The 19,123-nt window shown below is 67.0% G+C and carries 16 protein-coding genes and 2 pseudogenes; 6 read left to right on the top strand and 12 right to left on the bottom strand.

Annotated elements, in window-relative coordinates; all coding sequences use genetic code 11:
• Nucleotides 1-98: 98 nt before the first annotated feature.
• Both BPODLACK_RS12630 and BPODLACK_RS12635 read right to left on the bottom strand, forming a co-directional pair.
• Nucleotides 99-1,124: an aspartate-semialdehyde dehydrogenase gene (locus BPODLACK_RS12630; RefSeq protein WP_159405418.1), complete on the bottom strand. Its 1,026-nt coding sequence runs from the start codon at nt 1,122-1,124 to the stop codon at nt 99-101.
• A 2-nt stretch (nt 1,125-1,126) separates the two neighbouring features.
• On the bottom strand, nt 1,127-2,392 hold the full coding sequence (locus BPODLACK_RS12635) for an aspartate kinase (protein ID WP_024499587.1): 1,266 nt from the start codon (nt 2,390-2,392) through the stop codon (nt 1,127-1,129).
• 167 nt (nt 2,393-2,559) lie between these two features.
• Here BPODLACK_RS12635 and BPODLACK_RS12640 point away from each other — a divergent pair, with 167 nt between their 5' ends.
• Nucleotides 2,560-3,903 carry a hypothetical protein gene (locus tag BPODLACK_RS12640; RefSeq protein WP_159405419.1) on the top strand — a complete coding sequence of 448 codons (1,344 nt, stop codon included), beginning with the start codon at nt 2,560-2,562 and terminating at the stop codon, nt 3,901-3,903.
• A gap of 25 nt (nt 3,904-3,928) precedes the next feature.
• On the opposite strand, the gene BPODLACK_RS12645 is transcribed toward BPODLACK_RS12640, so the two are convergent.
• On the bottom strand, nt 3,929-4,600 hold the full coding sequence (locus BPODLACK_RS12645) for a TetR/AcrR family transcriptional regulator (protein ID WP_040004553.1): 672 nt from the start codon (nt 4,598-4,600) through the stop codon (nt 3,929-3,931).
• A gap of 286 nt (nt 4,601-4,886) precedes the next feature.
• On the opposite strand from BPODLACK_RS12645, the gene BPODLACK_RS12650 reads away from it, so the two are divergent.
• Entirely contained in the window at nt 4,887-6,467 is a 1,581-nt protein-coding gene (locus BPODLACK_RS12650; RefSeq protein WP_159405420.1) for an MFS transporter, read from the top strand.
• A complete protein-coding gene (locus tag BPODLACK_RS12655; RefSeq protein WP_159405421.1) occupies nt 6,455-7,033 on the top strand; it encodes a nitroreductase family protein in 579 nt (192 codons plus the stop codon). The genes BPODLACK_RS12650 and BPODLACK_RS12655 overlap by 13 nt, the downstream gene beginning before the upstream one ends.
• Nucleotides 7,034-7,140: 107 nt before the next feature.
• On the opposite strand, the gene BPODLACK_RS12660 is transcribed toward BPODLACK_RS12655, so the two are convergent.
• Nucleotides 7,141-8,586, bottom strand: coding sequence for an MFS transporter (locus tag BPODLACK_RS12660; RefSeq protein WP_159405422.1), 1,446 nt, complete (start codon nt 8,584-8,586; stop codon nt 7,141-7,143).
• Nucleotides 8,587-8,944: 358 nt separating this feature from the next.
• Between BPODLACK_RS12660 and leuA the strand changes: the two genes are divergently transcribed.
• The 3 genes from leuA to BPODLACK_RS23900 all read left to right on the top strand — a co-directional run bounded on the left by leuA (nt 8,945) and on the right by BPODLACK_RS23900 (nt 12,275).
• Complete coding sequence (gene leuA / locus BPODLACK_RS12665; protein ID WP_006435131.1) at nt 8,945-10,795, top strand: 2-isopropylmalate synthase; 1,851 nt, start codon at nt 8,945-8,947, stop codon at nt 10,793-10,795.
• Nucleotides 10,796-10,961: 166 nt separating this feature from the next.
• Nucleotides 10,962-11,552, top strand: a complete 591-nt coding sequence (locus BPODLACK_RS12670; RefSeq protein WP_006435132.1) for a TetR/AcrR family transcriptional regulator — start codon at nt 10,962-10,964, stop codon at nt 11,550-11,552.
• Nucleotides 11,553-11,654: 102 nt separating this feature from the next.
• On the top strand, nt 11,655-12,275 hold the full coding sequence (locus BPODLACK_RS23900; RefSeq protein ID WP_051995363.1) for a TetR/AcrR family transcriptional regulator: 621 nt from the start codon (nt 11,655-11,657) through the stop codon (nt 12,273-12,275).
• Nucleotides 12,276-12,707: 432 nt separating this feature from the next.
• On the opposite strand, the pseudogene BPODLACK_RS23905 reads toward BPODLACK_RS23900, so the two are convergent.
• From BPODLACK_RS23905 to BPODLACK_RS23910, 8 genes and pseudogenes are all read right to left on the bottom strand, one after another.
• Nucleotides 12,708-13,028: pseudogene (locus BPODLACK_RS23905) on the bottom strand (MlaD family protein); the annotation flags it as partial.
• Nucleotides 13,025-14,059: an MlaD family protein gene (locus tag BPODLACK_RS12685; protein ID WP_006435138.1), complete on the bottom strand. Its 1,035-nt coding sequence runs from the start codon at nt 14,057-14,059 to the stop codon at nt 13,025-13,027. The gene BPODLACK_RS12685 and the pseudogene BPODLACK_RS23905, both read right to left, overlap by 4 nt.
• Nucleotides 14,056-14,646, bottom strand: coding sequence for a hypothetical protein (locus BPODLACK_RS12690; protein ID WP_006435139.1), 591 nt, complete (start codon nt 14,644-14,646; stop codon nt 14,056-14,058). Before BPODLACK_RS12690 ends, BPODLACK_RS12685 begins: the two co-directional genes overlap by 4 nt.
• Nucleotides 14,592-15,179 carry an MlaD family protein gene (locus BPODLACK_RS12695; protein WP_006435140.1) on the bottom strand — a complete coding sequence of 196 codons (588 nt, stop codon included), beginning with the start codon at nt 15,177-15,179 and terminating at the stop codon, nt 14,592-14,594. The genes BPODLACK_RS12690 and BPODLACK_RS12695 overlap by 55 nt, the downstream gene beginning before the upstream one ends.
• Nucleotides 15,179-16,192, bottom strand: coding sequence for an MlaD family protein (locus tag BPODLACK_RS12700; protein ID WP_006435141.1), 1,014 nt, complete (start codon nt 16,190-16,192; stop codon nt 15,179-15,181). Before BPODLACK_RS12700 ends, BPODLACK_RS12695 begins: the two co-directional genes overlap by 1 nt.
• Complete coding sequence (locus tag BPODLACK_RS12705; protein WP_006435142.1) at nt 16,189-17,205, bottom strand: MlaD family protein; 1,017 nt, start codon at nt 17,203-17,205, stop codon at nt 16,189-16,191. Before BPODLACK_RS12705 ends, BPODLACK_RS12700 begins: the two co-directional genes overlap by 4 nt.
• On the bottom strand, nt 17,202-18,236 hold the full coding sequence (locus BPODLACK_RS12710) for a hypothetical protein (protein WP_006435143.1): 1,035 nt from the start codon (nt 18,234-18,236) through the stop codon (nt 17,202-17,204). Before BPODLACK_RS12710 ends, BPODLACK_RS12705 begins: the two co-directional genes overlap by 4 nt.
• Before the next feature lie 5 nt (nt 18,237-18,241).
• Nucleotides 18,242-19,115 (bottom strand): annotated as a pseudogene (locus BPODLACK_RS23910) (ABC transporter permease).
• Between the last annotated feature and the right edge of the window lie 8 nt (nt 19,116-19,123).

Below are 19,123 nucleotides of genomic sequence, written 5' to 3' on the forward strand. Positions count from 1 at the left end.
AGATGACGTCACCAGGCCTTCGAGGCTCGCTTTCGCTCGCACCTCAGGCAGCAAGGGGTCAAGTCGCTCCTCGCACCCCAGGCAGCGGCGAGGCTCGATCAGACCAGCAGTTCGGCGATCTGAATCGTGTTGAGGGCAGCGCCTTTTCGCAGGTTGTCACCCGAGACGAACAACACGAGACCGCGACCTTCGGGGGCACCCGGGTCCTGACGGATGCGACCCACGAGCGAGACGTCCTTGCCGGCGGCCGCGAGCGGCGTCGGCACGTCGGCCAGCTCCACACCGGCTGCGGCGCCGAGGATCTCCTGGGCACGGGCCACCGACAACGGGTTCGCGAATTCGGCGTTGATCGACAGCGAGTGTCCGGTGAAGACCGGCACGCGCACACAGGTGCCACTCACGAGAAGTTCCGGCAGACCGAGGATCTTGCGCGATTCGTTGCGCAGCTTCTGATCCTCGTCGGTCTCGCCGGAGCCGTCGTCGACGAGCGAACCCGCAAGTGCCACAACGTTGAACGCGATGGGCGCGACGTACTTGTTCGGTGCCGGGAAGTCCACGGCCGAGCCGTCGTGGACGAGCTTCTCGGCCTCGCCGGCCACCGCGCGCACCTGGGTGGCGAGTTCCTCGACACCGGCCAGACCGCTGCCGGAGACCGCCTGATAGCTGGAGATGATGAGGCGCTGCAGTCCGGCTGCGTCGTGCAGCGGCTTGAGCACCGGCATCGCGGCCATCGTGGTGCAGTTGGGGTTGGCGATGATGCCCTTGGGCGGCTTCTTCGCCAGCTCGCCGTTGACCTCCGAGACCACCAGCGGCACATCGGGATCCTTGCGCCACGCCGACGAGTTGTCGATCACCGTGACGCCGGCCGCAGCAAAACGCGGTGCCTGCTCGCGGGACATCGTGGCACCCGCGGAGAACAGGGCGATGTCGAGACCCGCGGGGTCTGCGGTCGCCGCATCCTCCACCACGATCTCCCCGTCGCCCCAGGGCAGTTTCTTGCCCGCCGACCGCGGCGAAGCGAAGAAGCGCACCTCGTCGGCCGGGAAGTTGCGCTCCGCCAGCAGGGTTCGCATGACGGCGCCGACCTGACCGGTCGCGCCGACGACTCCGATACGTGCACCCACGGTTATCGACCCGTTCCGGCGTAGACGACGGCTTCTTCTTCGCCGCCGAGATCGAAGGCCGCATGCAGGGCGCGCACGGCGTCGTCGAGTTCGGTGTCGCGGCACAGCACCGAGATACGGATCTCCGAGGTGGAGATCAGTTCGATGTTCACGCCGGCCTCGCTGAGGGCCTCACAGAAGGTCGCGGTGACGCCCGGGTGCGACTTCATGCCGGCACCGACGAGCGAGACCTTACCGATGTGATCGTCGTACAGCAGATCGGTGAACCCGATCTCCTGCTGCAGCTTGGTGAGCTTCTCGACGCCCAGCGGGCCGAGCTCGCGTGGCAGGGTGAAGGTGATGTCGGTCTTGCCGGTGTCGACCTTCGAGACGTTCTGCAACACCATGTCGATGTTGATCTCGGCGTCAGCGACGGCCCGGAACACCTTGGCGGCGTAGCCCGGCTTGTCGTCGAGACCCACGACGGTGATCTTGGCCTCGCTGCGATCGTGTGCGACGCCGGTGAGAATGGCTTCTTCCACGGGAATGTCCTCCATCGATCCGGTCACCACGGTGCCGGGTTTGGTCGAGTACGACGAGCGCACGTGAACGGGAACGTTGTACCGGCGGGCGTACTCCACGCACCGCAGCATCAGGACCTTCGCGCCACAGGCCGCGAGCTCGAGCATCTCCTCGAAGGAGACCTTGTCGAGGCGGCGGGCGTCGGGGACGATGCGCGGGTCGGCGGAGTACACGCCGTCGACGTCGGTGTAGATCTCGCAGACGTCGGCGTCGAGGGCTGCCGCCAGCGCGACGGCGGTGGTGTCGGAACCGCCGCGGCCGAGCGTGGTGATGTCCTTGGTGTCCTGCGAAACACCCTGGAACCCGGCGACCAGCACGATCTTGCCGTCGTCGAGTGCGCTGCGGACCCGGCCCGGCGTGACATCGATGATCTTGGCCTTGCCGTGGCTGCTCGTCGTGATCACGCCGGCCTGCGAGCCGGTGAACGACTGTGCGTGTGCGCCAAGGGAACTGATGGCCATCGCCACGAGTGCGTTGGAGATGCGCTCGCCGGAGGTGAGGAGCATGTCCATCTCCCTCGCCGGCGGCGCCGGATTGACCTGCTGGGCGAGGTCGAGTAGTTCGTCGGTGGTGTCGCCCATCGCCGAGACGACGACAACAACGTCGTTGCCCTGTTTCTTCGTCTCGACGATGCGCTCGGCAACGCGACGGATGCGTTCGGCCGTTGCGACCGAGGATCCGCCGTACTTCTGCACCACGAGGGCCACGTCGAGTTACCTCCCGCCGGCTCGTGCGCCGGTTCGATAGACGTCAGCTTGCTCGGACAACCTTACCGGGCAACTGTGCGACGCTCTGACCTGGTCACCGGCACGATGTGATCCGACGCACACGGCGCGCCCCCTGTGGTCGTCGCCGACGACCTAGGATTCTTCGGGTGGCCACCCCAACCGACGTCGACGATCCGGGCCGTCGTCCCGACCCCGATCCGGTGACGGGCGGAGACCGCGCCGACAGCCGGTTCATCCCTCCCTGTGGGTCGGCGGACCCGGCGGCGACACGACGCGCCGCCGACCCGCGACCCCCGTTCGCGGGGTGGGTGGGCCGGCATCGCTGGTGTCTCGACGCCCTCGTCGTATACCTCGTCATTCGCGCGATCGGCATCCTCACACTCGCGCGATTCGCGGACCTGCGGGACACCACCCTCGGCAAGGCCCTCACGGTGTGGGACGGGCAGTGGATGCTCGCGATCGCCACCCACGGATACGACGGCGTTCCCGCGAGCCTGACCGATGCGCGCGGTGTCCACACGTCCGACACCGCCTACGCCTTCTTTCCCGGCTATCCGTATCTGGTCGGGTGGCTGGCGAAGCTGCCCGGGCTGACGCCGTTCGGTGCGGCTCTGACCCTGAATCTCGTTCTCGGATGCATCGCCGCGGTCGGCGCGGCACGGCTGGGCACGGTCTGCGCGCGGCTCATGTCGAGACGCTCCCCGGTGGGTCCCGCACCCGAGTGCGCGACCGGACTCTTTCTGGTGGTGCTGTTCGCCGCCACCCCGATGTCGATCGTGCTCAACATGGCCTACACCGAGGCGATGTTCTGCGCCCTCGCGACGTGGGCACTCATCGGAATCCTGGAGCGGCGCTGGTTGCTCGCCGGCATCATGGCCGGACTCTGCGGTCTCTGCCGTCCGACGGCGGCGGTCCTCATCGGTGTCGTGATCGTCGCCGCGATCGTCTTTCTGTGGACCAGCCGGAACAGCGCCGACGTCACGCCGGCAGCGCGGGTGCGCGCCGCCGCCGCCGTCGTCATCAGCCCGCTCGGCTACCTCGCCTACCTGGGCGTCGTGTGGGCGCACACCGGTTCACCGACGGGCTGGTTCCGCATCCAGACCGAGGGCTGGGACACCGAATTCGACTGGGGTGTCGCCGCATTCAACTTCGTCAACGAGCAGCTGGTCCATTCCGCCGAGGTCGCCACCACCGCGACATCGTGGATCGTCCTGAGCACGCTCGTGATGCTCGGTGTGGCGGTCTGGGCGCGGTTGCCCTGGCCGGTGTTGCTGTTCGGCTCGTTGCTCGTCGCCCAGATCGTGTTGTCGAGCGGCTTGATGATGAGCCGGCCGCGTCTCCTGCTGCCGGCCTTCGTTCTGCTCATCCCGCTCGCGATGGCTCTCGCACGGACACGGCCGGTGGTCGCCGGGCTCATCGTCGTGCCGATCGTGATCGGCAGTTCGTGGTTCGGCGCCCACATGCTGACCGTGTTTCCGCATGCCGTGTGACCGTACGCCCCGGGGCTGACCGGGTTCAGCGGGCGGAGGCCTCGAAACCTGCGCAGAGATAACCGATTCCGGCGTCCAGACGGGCCCTCGGGTCCAGCAGGTGTGCGGCGTCGGCGCGCCCGGCGAGACGAGCGAGGTGCGGAGGCACCGGGGCGTCGGATCTCCCCGCGAACACGTCGGCCAGGCGAGCCGAGGGCAGCGACGTCTCCTGCCCCTGGTCGCTGAGCAATCGGTCGCCGACGGCCATCAGTGCGACGCCGTGGATGAAGCTCCACACGGTCAGCGCCATGTCGGTGGCACGTTCGATGCCGGCACCGAGTTCGAGGAAGCCGGCGGACAACCAGTCGAGACACTCCAGGGATGCCTCGCCGTAACTGAGTCTCGGCGATGCGTAGGCGAGCACCAGCCAGGGGTGCCGCTGATAGAGCTCCCAGTCGACGTCGACGGCGACCCGGACACGCTCGCGCCACGACGGCGCGGTCTCGACCGGGTAGGGGTAGCGCTGACCCACTTCCTCGGCCATCGCCTGCAGCAGCGCGTCCTTGTCGGCCACATGCCGGTACAGCGACATCGCGCCGACCCCGAGTTCGTCGGCGACCCGCCGCATCGAGAGGCCGGTGAGTCCGTTGGCATCCGCGACCCGGATCGCGGCGTCGACGATGGTCGCCGGCGACAGCTTGGTGGTGTCGGACGTCACCTGCGATTCCTCCTGGCCGGGCTCGGGAACAAACGGATTGCGTACAGCGTACTCATCCCCGTACCCTGTCTCGCGTACACCGTACGCACCCCCGCCGGTTGAGCCGGTACGGAGCGCAGCGACGCACCGCGCCCCCGCCGGTTGAGCCGGTACGGAGCGCAGCGACGCACCGCGCCCCCGCCGGTTGAGCCGGTACGGAGCGCAGCGACGCACCGCGCCCCCGCCGGTTGAGCCGGTACGGAGCGTAGCGACGCACCGTGTCGAAACCCCCCCAAGGAGAACCATCGTGTCCACCCGCCTCGACCCGTCGAATCGGCAGCAGCCCCCGGGCGCCGCCGACCGACGTACCTGGTTGGGACTCGCGGTGCTCACGCTCCCGGTGTTCCTGGTGTCGATGGACGTCTCCGTCCTCTACCTCGCGATCCCGTCGATCACCGACGCGCTCGCACCGTCGGCCGCCGAGCAGCTGTGGATCCTCGACATCTACGGCTTCCTGATCGCCGGACTGCTGATCACCATGGGCAACCTCGGCGATCGGGTCGGCCGCCGTCGAATCCTGCTCGCCGGCGCCGCCGTGTTCGGCGGGGCATCGATCCTGGCCGCGTTCGCGCCGACCGCCGGCATCCTGATCGCCGCGCGCGCCCTCATGGGTGTCGGCGGGGCGACGCTGATGCCGTCGAGTCTCTCGTTGATCGCCAACATGTTCTCCGATGATCGTGAGCGGGGGCGCGCCATCGGCGTCTGGACCGCCGCCTTCGCCGGCGGCGCTGCCGTCGGTCCGGTCATCGGCGGCGTTCTGCTGCACCACTTCTGGTGGGGTTCGGCCTTCCTGATCAACGTGCCGGTACTGGCCGCACTCCTCGTTCTCGGCCCCCGCCTGATCCCCGAGTACAAGGCCCCGTCGGCCGCACGGTTCGACGTGCTCGGCGTCGTGTTGTCGATGGCCGGCATCCTGCCCGTCGTCTACGCGGTGAAAACCCTGGCGAGCGACGGTGTCGATCCGGGCGTCATCGTCATCGGGCTCGTGGGCGCGGCACTGCTCGTCGGCTTCGTGGTCCAGCAACGCCACTCCGCAGCCCCGCTGCTCGACCTGAAGCTGTTCCGGAACGCGCAGTACGTCGGCGCGATCACCGTCGCCCTCGTCGGCATGATGGCGCTCGGCGGGATGTCGTATCTGACCGGCGTCTACCTGCAGTCGGTGATGGGTCACGACGTCCTGGCCGCCGCGGTGGCCGGCCTCCCGATGGCGGTTGCGGTCGCCGTGTTCTCGGTCGGCGCTTCCCGTATCGCATCGATGGTCGGCATGCGCACAGCCTTCCTCGGCTCGATCGTGCTGGCCGCCGTCGGCAACTTCGGCCTGCTCGCACTGACCACGTCGTCGCCGATCTGGGTCTACCTCGTCTTCACCTCGATCGCCGGTATCGGTTACGGCATCCAGTTCAGTCTGGTGTCGGTCGTGGTCGTCGGCGCGGTTCCACCGGAACGGTCGGGCTCGGCGTCGGGTATCTCGGAGACCAGCTTCGAACTCGGCAATGCCCTCGGCCTCGCCCTGTTCGGTTCACTCGCGACGCTCGTGTTCCGCGGGCATCGCGACGGATGGTCGTTCGGCGACACCCTCGGCGAGACGCTGCATCGCGCGCTCGAGATGGGGACTCAGGGAGACGGTCTCGCGACCGCGGCCCGCCAGGCCTACGTCGAGGGCATACACGCCGCATCGCTCGCCATCGGAATCGCACTGACACTCCTGGGCATCGGGCTGTTCTTCGCCATGCGCGAACCCGTCACTCCCGCGGGTGCCGGCGCGCAGACCGGCACCGACGAAGACGCGGTCGCCGCGCCGCTACCCTCGACCGAGTGCACGAACTGATCGACGGGCGGTGGAGCGCGCGAGGTTACGACCCCGCCGCCACCATTTCCGTGGCGGACCTCACGACCATCGTCGACGCCGGGCGGTGGGCACCCACCTGGGGTCGCATGCAGCCGGTCCGGTTTCTCGTCGGCCGCCGCGGTGACGAGACCTTCGAGGCCCTCAGCGGTGTGCTGATCCGCGGCAACGCCGGATGGGCGCCGCGGTCGGCGGCCCTGGTCCTGGTGTGCACAACGGACCGCCCCGACGATCCGAAGGAACATACGTATGCGGCCGTCGACGTCGGCCTCGCGGTGTCGCAGATGATCCTGCAGGCCGAGGCGCTCGGCTTCAACGGTCATCCGATGGCCGGCTTCGACGCCGCGGCCGCGACCACCGCCTTCGACATCCCGGCCGGCATACGGGCCCTCGTCCTGCTGGGGATCGGCGCCCTCGTCGAGGACCCCGCATCGTTGCCCGAGGACATCCGCGAGCGCGACGAACGTCCCCGGACCCGACTCCCGCTCGACGAGGTCGCGTTCGCCGGCCGGTGGGGCCACCCGGCATTCACCGGTCTCGAGATGTGACCAGTGAGGCATCTGCCCCCTCACGGCGACGTCCCCGCCGCGATCGGTGATCGTGACGGGGACGTCGTCGTTCTGCGGACCGCGAATCAGTCTCGGCCCGAACACGTTCAGCCGACCAGCGAGGGTTCCTCCTCGGGCGATTCCGTCGCGGCTCGCATGGCCTTGTCCTTGGTCTCCACGATCAGGATCGTGCAGACCACGCTGATCGCCGACAGGCCGGCGAGCAGGACACCCACCCAGATCGCCCCGGGGCCGGCGATCAGTGGCGCGGCGATCAGCGGCGGGATGGCTCCGCCGAAGATGCCGGCGAGGTTGTAACCCATCCCCGCACCGGTGTAGCGGTAGCGCGCCTCGAACAGTTCGGGAAGCAGCGCACCCGCAGGGCCGTAGGCGATTCCGAAGATGAGCAGGGTGCCGGTCAGGCCGATGACGAAGGCGAATCCGCCGCCGATCTCGAGGATCGGGAACAGGACCAGCGCCCACGGGACGGCGATGGCGCACGAGGTCAGGATGACCCGGCGACGACCCACCCGATCGGACCACATGGCCGACGCGGCGGTGGACAATCCGAACACGATCGCGGCGATCATTCCCGCACTCAACACGAAGGTGCGTGACAGGTCGAGGCTCTTGGTGCCGTAGTTCGTGAGGAATGCGGTGCCCATGTAGAAGAGCGAGAACAGGCTCGCCAGCGCACCGCCGGCGATGAGGATCTCTTTCCACTGGTGACGAAAGGCATCGAGGAACGGCAGAGCGGGTTCGTTCGACGCCGGGCCATCCGACGCCGCGGCCTCGAGTGCCTTGCGACGCTGCACATCTCGGAACACGGGTGTCTCCGCGACCGCGAGCCGAACCCAGAGGCCGACGGCGACGAGGGCGAACGACAGGATGAACGGGATCCGCCAGCCGTAGTCGAGGAAGGCCGAGCTGGTCTCGCCGAGGGTCAGCGAGGCGATCAAGAAGGTCAGGCTCGACAGGAAGAACGCGAACGCCGGGCCGAGCTGCGGGAACATCGCGTACAGCCCACGCTTGCCCGCCGGTGCGTATTCGGCCGTCAGCAGCGTCGCGCCGGCCCATTCACCACCGACGGCGAAGCCCTGGAGGAATCGCAGGACGACCAGAGCGATGGGTGCTCCGATGCCGATCCCCGATTCGGCGAACCCGAAGACGCCGGACTCGTACCCCGGGAGGAGTCCCATCGCCACGGTCGCGAGGCCCATGATGAGCAGGGTCCACACCAGCGTGCGCTTGCGGCCGATCCGGTCACCGAAGTGCCCGAAGAGCATCGCCCCGACCGGCCGGGCGAAGAACGCCACGGCGAAGGTCGCGAAGGACGCGATCGTGCCCGTGACCTCGTCGGCCGCCGGGAAGAACACCGTCGGGAAGACCAGCGCTGCCGCGGTCCCGTAGATGAAGAAGTCGTAGAACTCGATGGTCGTGCCGATCGAGCTGGCGGCGGCGACACGTCGAAGACTGGTGGGCTTCGACGCAGGCGGGGTGTGGGGTTCGGGCGGTAGGTCTGCGCGTGGTGGATCGGCGGGGATCGTGGTCACTTGACGTCGTCCTTCTGTGCAGGCGGCAGAGTCGCGGTCGAGCGGCTCTGTCGAAGACCGGGCACGGAGCCCGTACACCCTTCGGCCGCTGGAATGATTTCCGTCACTCTCAGCGCCGTGCGTGATGCATATCATAGCCTGACGGGTGTGTCGGACCCGCGGCACCCCCGAAGAGGGGGACACGAAAAACGCCCACACCTGCGGCTTTGGTCTCGTCAACGCCGAGGAGTACAGTCGTGCGCATGCAGCGTGCACTCCTTCTCGGTTGCCGCGGCGGGGTCTGACACGACCGGCCCTCCGTCGCGGGGCCCAATCACGCGCCGGTCACTTTCCTTCCAGACACGGAGAATGACCAACCATGGCACCAGCAGACACCTTCACCTCCGGCGCGAGCCGAATCGTCGAGCCGTCCGGCCCGATTCCCGCCGACCAGCCCGTATGGAATCCGCAGCGCAACTCCGCGATGCCGGTTCATCGCTATCGTCAGTTCGCCGACGAGGTCGAGACGATCTCGCTGCCGGACCGTACCTGGCCCGACAAGGTCATCACCAAGGCGCCGCTGTGGTGCGCGGTCGACCTGCGTGACGGAAACCAGGCCCTGATCGATCCAATGAGCCCGGCGCGCAAGCGTCGCATGTTCGACCTCCTGGTCCGGATGGGCTACAAGGAGATCGAGGTCGGGTTCCCGTCGGCCAGCCAGACCGATTACGACTTCGTCCGCGAGATCATCGAGGACAACGCGATCCCCGACGACGTCAGCATCCAGGTGCTGACCCAGTGCCGCGAGGAACTGATCGAGCGCACCTTCGAGGCCTGCCGCGGTGCGGCGAACGTCATCGTGCACTTCTACAACTCCACCTCGGTGCTGCAGCGTCGTGTGGTCTTCCGCGCCGACAAGCCCGCGATCATCAAGATCGCCACCGACGCCGCCCACAAGGTGCTGGAGGTCGAGAAGCAGTATCCCGACACCAACTGGCGTTACGAGTACTCGCCGGAGTCCTACACGGGCACCGAGCTGAGCTTCGCCAAAGAGGTCGTCGACGCGGTCACCGAGGTCATCGCCCCCACCCCCGAGCGGCCGATGATCATCAACCTGCCGGCGACCGTCGAGATGGCCACGCCGAACGTCTACGCCGACTCGATCGAGTGGATGCACCGCAACCTGGCTCGCCGCGACTCGATCATCCTGAGCCTGCACCCCCACAACGACCGCGGAACCGGTGTCGCCGCAGCCGAACTGGGCTACCAGGCCGGCGCCGACCGCATCGAGGGCTGCCTGTTCGGCAACGGTGAGCGCACCGGGAACGTGTGCCTGGTGACCCTGGGCATGAACATGTTCAGCCGGGGCGTCGACCCGCAGATCAGCTTCTCCGACATCGACGAGATCCGTCGCACCGTCGAGTACTGCAACCAGCTCAACGTCCCCGAGCGCCACCCCTACGGTGGTGATCTGGTGTTCACCGCCTTCTCCGGAAGCCACCAGGACGCCATCAACAAGGGCCTCGACCAGATGAAGTTCGACGCCGACGACGCCGACTCCGACGTCGACGACATCGTCTGGGCCGTACCGTATCTGCCGATCGACCCCAAGGACGTCGGCCGCAGCTACGAGGCCGTCATCCGCGTGAACAGCCAGTCCGGCAAGGGCGGCGTCGCCTACATCATGAAGGCCGACCACGGCATGAACCTGCCGCGTCGCCTGCAGATCGAGTTCAGCCGCGAGATCCAGAAGATCACCGACGGCGAGGGCGGCGAGGTCAATCCCAAGGAGATGTGGGACGTCTTCGCGCAGAACTACCTGCACCCGGTCTGGCCGCTGGAGCGCATCCGGCAGAAGGTCGACGCGGCCGAGGTCGACGGCGGCGAGGACCACATCACCGCGGTCGTGAAGGTCGAGGGCAACGAGCGCGAGATCACCGGTGCGGGCAACGGGCCGCTGGCCGCCTTCGTCGATGCCCTGGGCACCGTCGGCTATGAGGTCCGGGTCCTGGACTACAGCGAGCACGCCCTGACCGCCGGCGGCGACGCCAGCGCCGCCGCGTACGTCGAGACCGAGGTCAACGGCGAAACCGTCTGGGGTGTCGGCGTGGCATCGTCGATCACCACCGCCAGCCTGCGTGCCGTGGTGTCCGCGGTCAACCGCGCGTACCGCGTCACCTCGACGCCGCCGGCCGAGGACGAGGCAGCGCCGCGGACCTGGGCACCGTAGGTCGCAGACCCTCGTCGAAGACAGAATCCGGCTGATGGGCCGGGACCCGAGGCAAGCGTTTCGTCTCCGGTCCCGGCCCATCGGCGTATCCGCTCGGCGTCGGATCGACGAAACCGGACATCTGACCCATACGACCGATCAGCTCGGCGTGGAATACGGTAGCGACATGGCAGCCACCACGACGCGAGAGTTGTATCTGGAGACGGGCCTCGCCGTTCTCGCGGATTCGGGCTACAGCGCACTCAAGCTCGCCGAGGTCTGCAAGCGGCTCGGGGTCACCAGCGGTTCCTTCTACCACTTCTTCAAGAACTGGTCGGACTACACCAGCCAGGTCATCACGCACTGGTACGACTCGCGCACCGAGGCCGAGTTGGCGGCCGCCCGGACCGAACCGGACATGTCACGCCGCGTCGACGATCTCGTCCAGAGTGCCCTCGGCCTCCCTCACGACGCGGAGTCCGCGATCCGAACGTGGGCCGCGATGGATCCGGAGGTCTGCAAGGTCCAGGAAGCCGCCGACAGAGCTCGCTACGACGCGGCCCTCGAACTCCTCGACGACCGCGTCGCCGCCCACCGATACGCGAACTGGGCGCTCTACCTGCTGACCGGTTACGAGCAGACCACGCTCCCCCAGGACAAAGAGGCGCTGAAGTGGGCCGCCGACCAGTTCACCGCGGCGCTCGAGCGCGAAGCTCGCCGGTCCCGCGCGGAACGCACGACGGTCGACGGGCAACCGAGCGCCGACGTCCGTCTCTGAGGAGCTCCTCGAGCCGTAAAGGTATGCGTGCCACGTCTCGCACCCTGCCTCCTGTCGGACCCACCGTGACCACCGGTTAGTGTGCAAGAACGTCATTCGAGTATGCGAGGGATCTTGCCGAGAGCCAGACGACAGCGACGGTTGAGCACCGACAGGGCCGAAGCACGCGATCAGATCCTCGACGCCGCCGCCCGACACATCGAGCACTATGGGCTGGACCGAACGACGATCGACGACATCGCGCGTGAGACCGGGGTGTCACGGGCGACGATCTACCGCTACTTCGAGGACCGCTACGAGATCGTGCTGTCCCTCATCGGGAAACGTGCGCGAACCCTGATCGAGAAGATCCGCGAGATCATCCGCGACGAGCCCTCCTACGCCGGCAAGCTGACGGTCGGGATGATCGAACTGGTGGACCGGGGACGGCGTGACCCGATCCTGCGTTCCTTGATCTCCAGCGACACCGCTCTGCTGGGTACGCGCCTGCTCGACTCCTCGCATCTCGCAACCGATTTGACCGAGGAACTCTGGCAATCCGTCCTCGAGGAGGGCGTGGCGAAGGGTGAGTTCCGCGAAGACCTGGACATCACGCAGGCCTGCGCCTGGTTGTCCTACACCGAGATGATCCTGGTGGGGCGCCTCGAACTGGCGGACGTGACCGTGCCGCAACTCCGCCGGATGCTCGAAGCCCACCTCGTGCCCGGCTTCACCCGCGCCTGACGCCCAGACGCCGGTTCTGTGCCCCCTTCCCGACCCCGGCACACCCATGTCCGCAAAGGACACGCCGAGGGACTCGCCGAACGCATCGAGCTGAGGCGGAGCAGCCATCATCGCCGGCTTCAGTTCGTCTGTCTTGGAGAGGATCTCGGTCATGTGATCGATCAGCGCATCGAGATGCCCCTGCCGCGACGGCAGCGTCATCAACAGGAGGTCGGCACCGCGACGCACCGCCGGGGTGACCGCGGACTCCACTCCGGTGACCGATTGCGAGAGCGTGTCGAGCAGGCTCGTCACCCGCTCGGGTTCGACTTGTTCGAGCATCGCCGAGGTGTCACCGAGGAGCTGCGCCACCGACGTCGGCACCTCGACAGTCTGCGTCAGGTGCGCGCCGTCCTCCAGCCACGGTCCACTGTCCGTGTTGGGCATGAAGGCGAAGACGGGCTCACCCAGCGACGACAGCTGCTCGATCTTCAGGTCCGTCGCGACCGGAACCCGTTGGTCGGCAGCGTAGGTCAGCGCAACACGAACCCCGCCGGTCCGACCGGTCACCTCGTCGACCGTGCCGATGTTCACGCCGCGGTACACCACGTCGGAACCACTCTTCAGTCCGGACGAGTCGGTCAGGTCGACGGTGATGCTCGTGCGCTTCTCGATCGGATCGACGGCCAGCACCCCGATGAGGAGGTATCCGACGCCGAGGACCGTCGTCATGATCAGGGCGCCCGCCGAGAGCCATCCGGGGATTCGACTCATCGGACCGCCCCCACCATCTTCAACAGCAGGAAGGCGTTCGCGCTCACATCCTGCTCGGCCATGCTGACCTGCTTCACGTTGACGTTGGGCCCCAACAGGAACGGAACCAGTTTGTTCTTCGTGAACGACGTCACGGTGGCCGCATTGCCGTTCAGCTGATGCGGGCTCGCCGAGGGTTCCCGGATGAGCGGGGCGATCAGTTCGAGATTCTCCCGGACGTGAGGCAACCGCGGGATCAGCCATTCGAGACCGGTCGTCAGGGTGTTCACGTCGATCACCACGTTGAGAACCGCGCTCATGAACTGCGGGACGCGCTCCAGCCGGGTGCGGGCATGATCGGAGAAGATGAATCCCAGGTCGTCGCGCATCGCATCCAGTCGACTGCTCAGCTCGTCGGCCGCCTCGATGCTCCGTCCGAGAGAGTCCAGGTTGTCTGCCGACTCACGTACTGCCGCAGAACCGAATTCGGACAGACCACGCAGCTCCGCGACATCCGAGGGCAGGGTCTTGTTCAGCTCGGCGATGGCGTCCTGGAGACGGGTGACGCTCCCGGCGTTGACGAAGTCGGCCATGCGCGCCAGCACGTCCTCGATCTGCGGACCCGGATCGGTGTCGTCGAGGGCGACCACGTCACCGTCACCGAGGAGCTCCGGCCCCATCTCGACCGGCGGGATGAGAGCGATGTAGATGTCGCCGAGCATCGACGTCTGCCGCAGCTCGGCGCGCGTACCGCGCGGCAGCTCGACATCCTCGCTGACGTCGATGTGCGCGACCGCAGCCTCGTCGGTGAGCGTGATCGACCTCATCGAACCGACCTTCGCGCCGTTGCTTCGTACCTCGGCACCGGCGGGAAGACTCAGCAGCGAACTGAACTCGAGGTGGAGCCGGTAGGTCGGACCGCCCACACCGGTTCCCGGCATGACGTAGTTGCTGGGGTTGAACGAGCAACCGGCACAGACGATCACCGCGGCGAGGAGAACGCCGACCCATGAGGTCAGGCGACGACGCGACGAGGCGAAGCCGTGGGTCATCGGTGGCCTCCCAGGTCGTTCAGCAACAACTGCGGCAACGGGACGGTGATCGTCTTCGACGTCACCTCGCACCGGCTACCGGGGATCTTCTTGAGCGCTGCACACAACGCTCCCGCGTCGGCGCTCTTCACCGCGGCCTTGGGTGCGCGGTAGTCGACGCCGACACCACGCCCCGGACTTTCGATCATGCGGTGGAGCATCGTGAGGATTCCCGGGATCTTCCCGAGGATCTCCGGCGATTCCTCCGCCTGGGTACGCACCATGCTGACGATCGGCACCGACGCGTTGAGCACATCCATGATCAACGGGAAGTTCTCGTTGAAGAGCCGATCCAGCGGATCCAGTGCATCGGCGAGCTTCTCGACGATGGTCTTCACCAGACCCAGCATGTACTCGATCAGTGCCAGGCCGGGACCCAGCGTCTTGATGGTGGTGGACACGTTGTCCCAGTCGGCATCGACGAACTCGGTGAGCTCCGCGCTGTTCTCGATCAGGGTGCCGAACTCCCTCATGAAGGTGTCCGGGGACTCCATCAGGTTGCCGAGTTCACGCAGCTGCCGGTTGATCGTCGGTCCGAGTCCGCCCATCTCACGGTCGGCGCCCTCGAGCAGCGCCTGGAGTGGGAGGCGGCCCGACTCGTCGGCCGTGGTGATGTCCTTGAAGAACCGGGAGAGAACGAGTTCAACGCGTCCGGCACGCTGGTGGGCTCGGCGGTACGTGACTCCGGGATGCAGGTGCCGTCGAATTCGGTTCCGCCATCGGGGACTTCGGTGTTGACGAGCTCGACGCGACGATCGGTGAGGATCGAGGAGTTCACGATCGCCGCACCGACGTCACGGCCGAGGGTACGGTCGTCGATCGTCATGTCGACCTGCACCTGCGTGCCGCGCGGGGTCACCGATTCGACGGTTCCGATCTGGATACCGCGAATGGTCACTGCCGCACCCGGGTACAGACCGAATGAATTCTGGAAGGCCGCGCAGATGCCGTTGTCCGAACCGCTGTCGGTGCGGGTGAAGGCGACACTGCAGACGGCGACGACGGTGACGACGATCGTGAAGACGGCCAGCGTGCGACGTCTGGCCGGCGAGATCTTCTGCGGCTGTTGCGGTGTGGTCATCAGCAGATCCGTCCGGGAACGGGCAGGCAGACGTCGGGGAGTTCGGTGGTGAGGCCGCTCTGGTCGACGAGGGCCTTGCCCTCCGGACCGGCGAGCTCGCCGAGGCTGAGCAGCGTGGCGCGCAACTGGTCGACGACCTGTGTGGACCAGTCCTCCATCTCCTTGCTCAGGTTCCTGGCCTCGACCACCGGCCCGAGCAGCGGCTCGATCTTCTGCTGGTAGGGACCCGAGAGGAAGTCGAAGACGACGCCGACGAGGACCGAGGTCGAGTCCGCGAAGATCTTGGTCTCGGTCGCCGACGCCATCGTCGACGGCCCGAGGACCGCATACGCCCGGATCACTTCGGTGATCAGCGCCTTGTTGTCGAGCACCGCGCCCACGTATTCGTTGGACAGCGACAGCAGGTCGGTGATCTGGTTCTTCTGCTCCGCGAACAGTTCGATGATGCGCTGCATGTTGGTCACCGTGCTGCGCACCGATCCGGGTGCGCCGGCGAGGGCATCCGACGACGCGGACATCGCATCTCGTAGTGCCCTGGTGTCGATCTCGTCGGTCACCTCGACCGCGCTCTTGACGAGGTCGTTGACGAGGAACGGCACCGCCGCCCGCGACTGTGGGATCGGTTCACGCAGTGGGTTGGTACCCGAGGGCATCATCGCGAGGTACAGACCGCCGACCGGGGTCAGCATCCGCACGCTCACCGACGTCGTATCCCCCACGAAGACATCGTTCTTCACGGTGAACTCGACGTCGACGTGGTCGTCTTCGAGAGTGAGCCCGAGGACCTTGCCGACCGGGATGCCGGCCACGCGAACGGTGTCACCCGCGCGGAGGTTACCCGACTCGCTGAGCTGCAGATGGAAGGTCTGGTTGCCCGGTGGCTTGAGGTACAGGATGCCCGTCGTCGCGATGACGATCGCGACGACGGCGATACTGATGGCCGCCCACCACATCTGGGATCTGCTCGACGCATACTCCGAGCCGATCAGGGTCTTGCTCCTGGTGTCGCTCATCGGTCCCCCTTGCACACCGTGAGGGCTCGGCCGTTCATGAGCACCGTCGCGGCAACGGGCATCGAGAAGGTCCCGTTGCTGCACGACGACGCCGGATTCGCCTTCGGGATGAGCTGATTCAGCCCCTCGAGCACGCCCGGCAACATCGACAGCGACTTCACCGCCGCGGTGGTGTCCGGGATGACCTCGGAGATCTTCTGCGTCACATCATCGGTGGTGCCGGTCGCCCCGAGGCCCATCAGCGAGAGGGCATCGGTGACCCGCAGGATCTCGGAGAGTTCGATCGAGCCCTTGCCCATCAGGGACAGGAACTCCTCCATACGGGTGGCGATGGGGATGAAGATCGAGTGGAAGACCTTGAGGATCGCGGCGAGATTCGCCGAGCGGCCGTTGATCTCCTTCGAGATCCGTTCCAGGTTCCCGACGATCGTCTCCATCACCGCGGTCCGGTCACTGGCGTAGGAGGTGAGCAGCGAGACGTCCTTGAGCACCGGCGTCATGTCGCTGCTCCCACCGTCGATGAGTGCGACCAGGTTGGTCGCGAGACGGTTGTAGACCTCGGGATCGGCCGCGCTGAGCAGCGGGCGCAGGCCGTTGAACACCGTGGTGATGTCGAAGGAGTCCGCGGTGTTGGTGACGAGTGCGCCGTCGGCTACCGCCGGCGCGGCCTCCTCGCCCCGGATGAGCTCGATGTAGCGCTGCCCGGTCAGGTTCTGGAATCGGATGGACAGCTTGTCCGAGGTACGCAGTCGGTGTTCGTCCTGGATGTGGAAGGAGACCTCCGCACGGGCGTCGTCGGTCAGGTCGATCCCGGTCACCTTGCCGATCTGGACACCGCGCAGACGGACGTCGGCGTTCTGGGTCAGACCGAAGACGTCGCCGAACGTGGCACGGTAGTCCACGGTCTGGCCGGCCACGGGACGCTGGATGGCCTGCACGATCAGGGTGATGATGAGCGCGGCGGCAACACCGAGGATGGCGAGCCGGATGGCGGCTTGGCGTGGACTCTTCACCGCTGTTCCCTCTCCGTCGGTGCTTCCGTGGTCTTCGCCAGTGCGGCCAGGGGTTGTCCGAATGCCGGGAATCCCTGCAGGAGGATCTCGGTGTCGAGGTCGACGCGGTCGCCACGACGATGCAGTGCCCCGTCGGCGCCGTCGAGCAGGCGCTCGACCTTGGCCGGCGTGATGCCTTGCAGCCCTTGGTTGAGCGGGACGATCAGGCCGAGCATCACGTCCATGAGACCGGCCATCGGGGCGAGCGCGCCCACGAGACGCCCGGCGAACGAGAAGACCAGGTTCGAGACCTCGACGACCGTGCCGTTGGCCAGTTCGACCTGAGCCGGATCGTCGAGATCCTCGACCGAGGCCAGCGAGTTCAGGATGCCGATGGCCGACGGGGTGAACACCGCGGCTCCCTCGGAGGCATTGGCGATCTTGGGCAGCAACTCACCCATCGACAGGTTCATCTTGCGCTGCATGGTCCGCAGCATCACCAATCCGGATGCCATCAGCGGCGCCGACGCGGCGGTGAGCTCGGCACCGGCGTCGAGTGAGGTCGCGAGGTCACGATTGACGACGTCGATCATCAGTCGTCCCGAGTCCCGCATGATCGTCGTGATGGTGTCGTCGGACGCCCCGTTGCCGAGATCGAGAACCTCCGCGGGACGCAACGGGTCACCGGACCCGGTGGGAACCAGTTCGACTGCCGTCGAACCGAACACGGTGCCCGAGATGAACCGGACGTCGAGCTCGTCGGACAGTTCGCCGAACCGCTCGTCATCGACCGAGAGGGTGATCAGCTGACGACCCGGCCCGTGCGGACGATGGTCGACGACCTCGCCGACCGTGAGCCCGTGCAGCCGGACGGGTGTCGCTTCTCCCACACCGTCGCCGAGGTCGGAGACCACCAGGGCGAATCGCACGCCGTCGGCGGGAGCCGGCGTGACCTTCTGCCACACCACGACCGCGAGGACCGCAACAAGCGCGAGGACGACGAGACCACGGATGCGGTATCCGCGGATGCTGGGTTCACGATGCGAGCTCATGCTCCTCACCCCGCGAAATCGATTGACGATTCGAGACCCCACATCAGCAGGGTGAGGACCATGTCGCAGACGGTGATCGCGACGAGGCTGGCGCGGATCGCCCGGCCCGATGCCACGCCGACGCCCTCGGGCCCGCCCGACGCGTAGAAGCCCTGGTACGCGTGCACGAGGGTGACCACCACGACGAACACCGCAACCTTGATCAGCGAGTACACGAGGTCGACAGGCTGCACGAACATGTCGAAGTAGTGCTGATAGGCGCCGGTCGCCTGACCTTGCACCGCGGTGACCGTGAGTTTGGTGGTCGCGAAGCCGAGCGCGAGCGCGATCAGGTACGCGGGGATCACGGTCAGCACCGAGGCGATCACGCGCGTCGACACCACATACGGCACCGGATCGATCGCCTGCGCCTCGAGGGCATCGATCTCCTCGGAGATCCGCATCGCGCCGACCTCTGCGGTGATCCGGCACCCGGCCTGTGCGGCGAATCCGACCGCGGCGATCAACGGCGCGAGCTCACGGGGGTTGGCCAGCGCCGACATGGCCCCGGCGAGCGGACCGACACCGAGCATGTCGAGAACCTCGAAGCCGATGATTGCCGATCATCGCGCCGGAGACGACACCCATGAGCGCGAGAACCGGTGCCACACCGCCACCGACGATGACCGCGCGTCCGTTGCCCCAGGCGAGGCCGGTGAAGATCTCGGTGGTCTGACGACGGTGTTTGGCCAGCGCATGCCCGACACCGCGCAGCGCCATCCACACGAAATGGAACTGGCGTCCCAGAGCGTCGACCGGTTCCCACGCGCGCTCGATCGAGCGCGTCCAGCCGAACCCGCGACGCCGGTACACGGCGGGTTCGTTGATCTCGGTGCTCAGCGACTATC

Source organism: Gordonia sp. YY1, from assembly GCF_009872315.1.
In the GTDB taxonomy this organism is placed as follows: domain Bacteria; phylum Actinomycetota; class Actinomycetes; order Mycobacteriales; family Mycobacteriaceae; genus Gordonia; species Gordonia amicalis.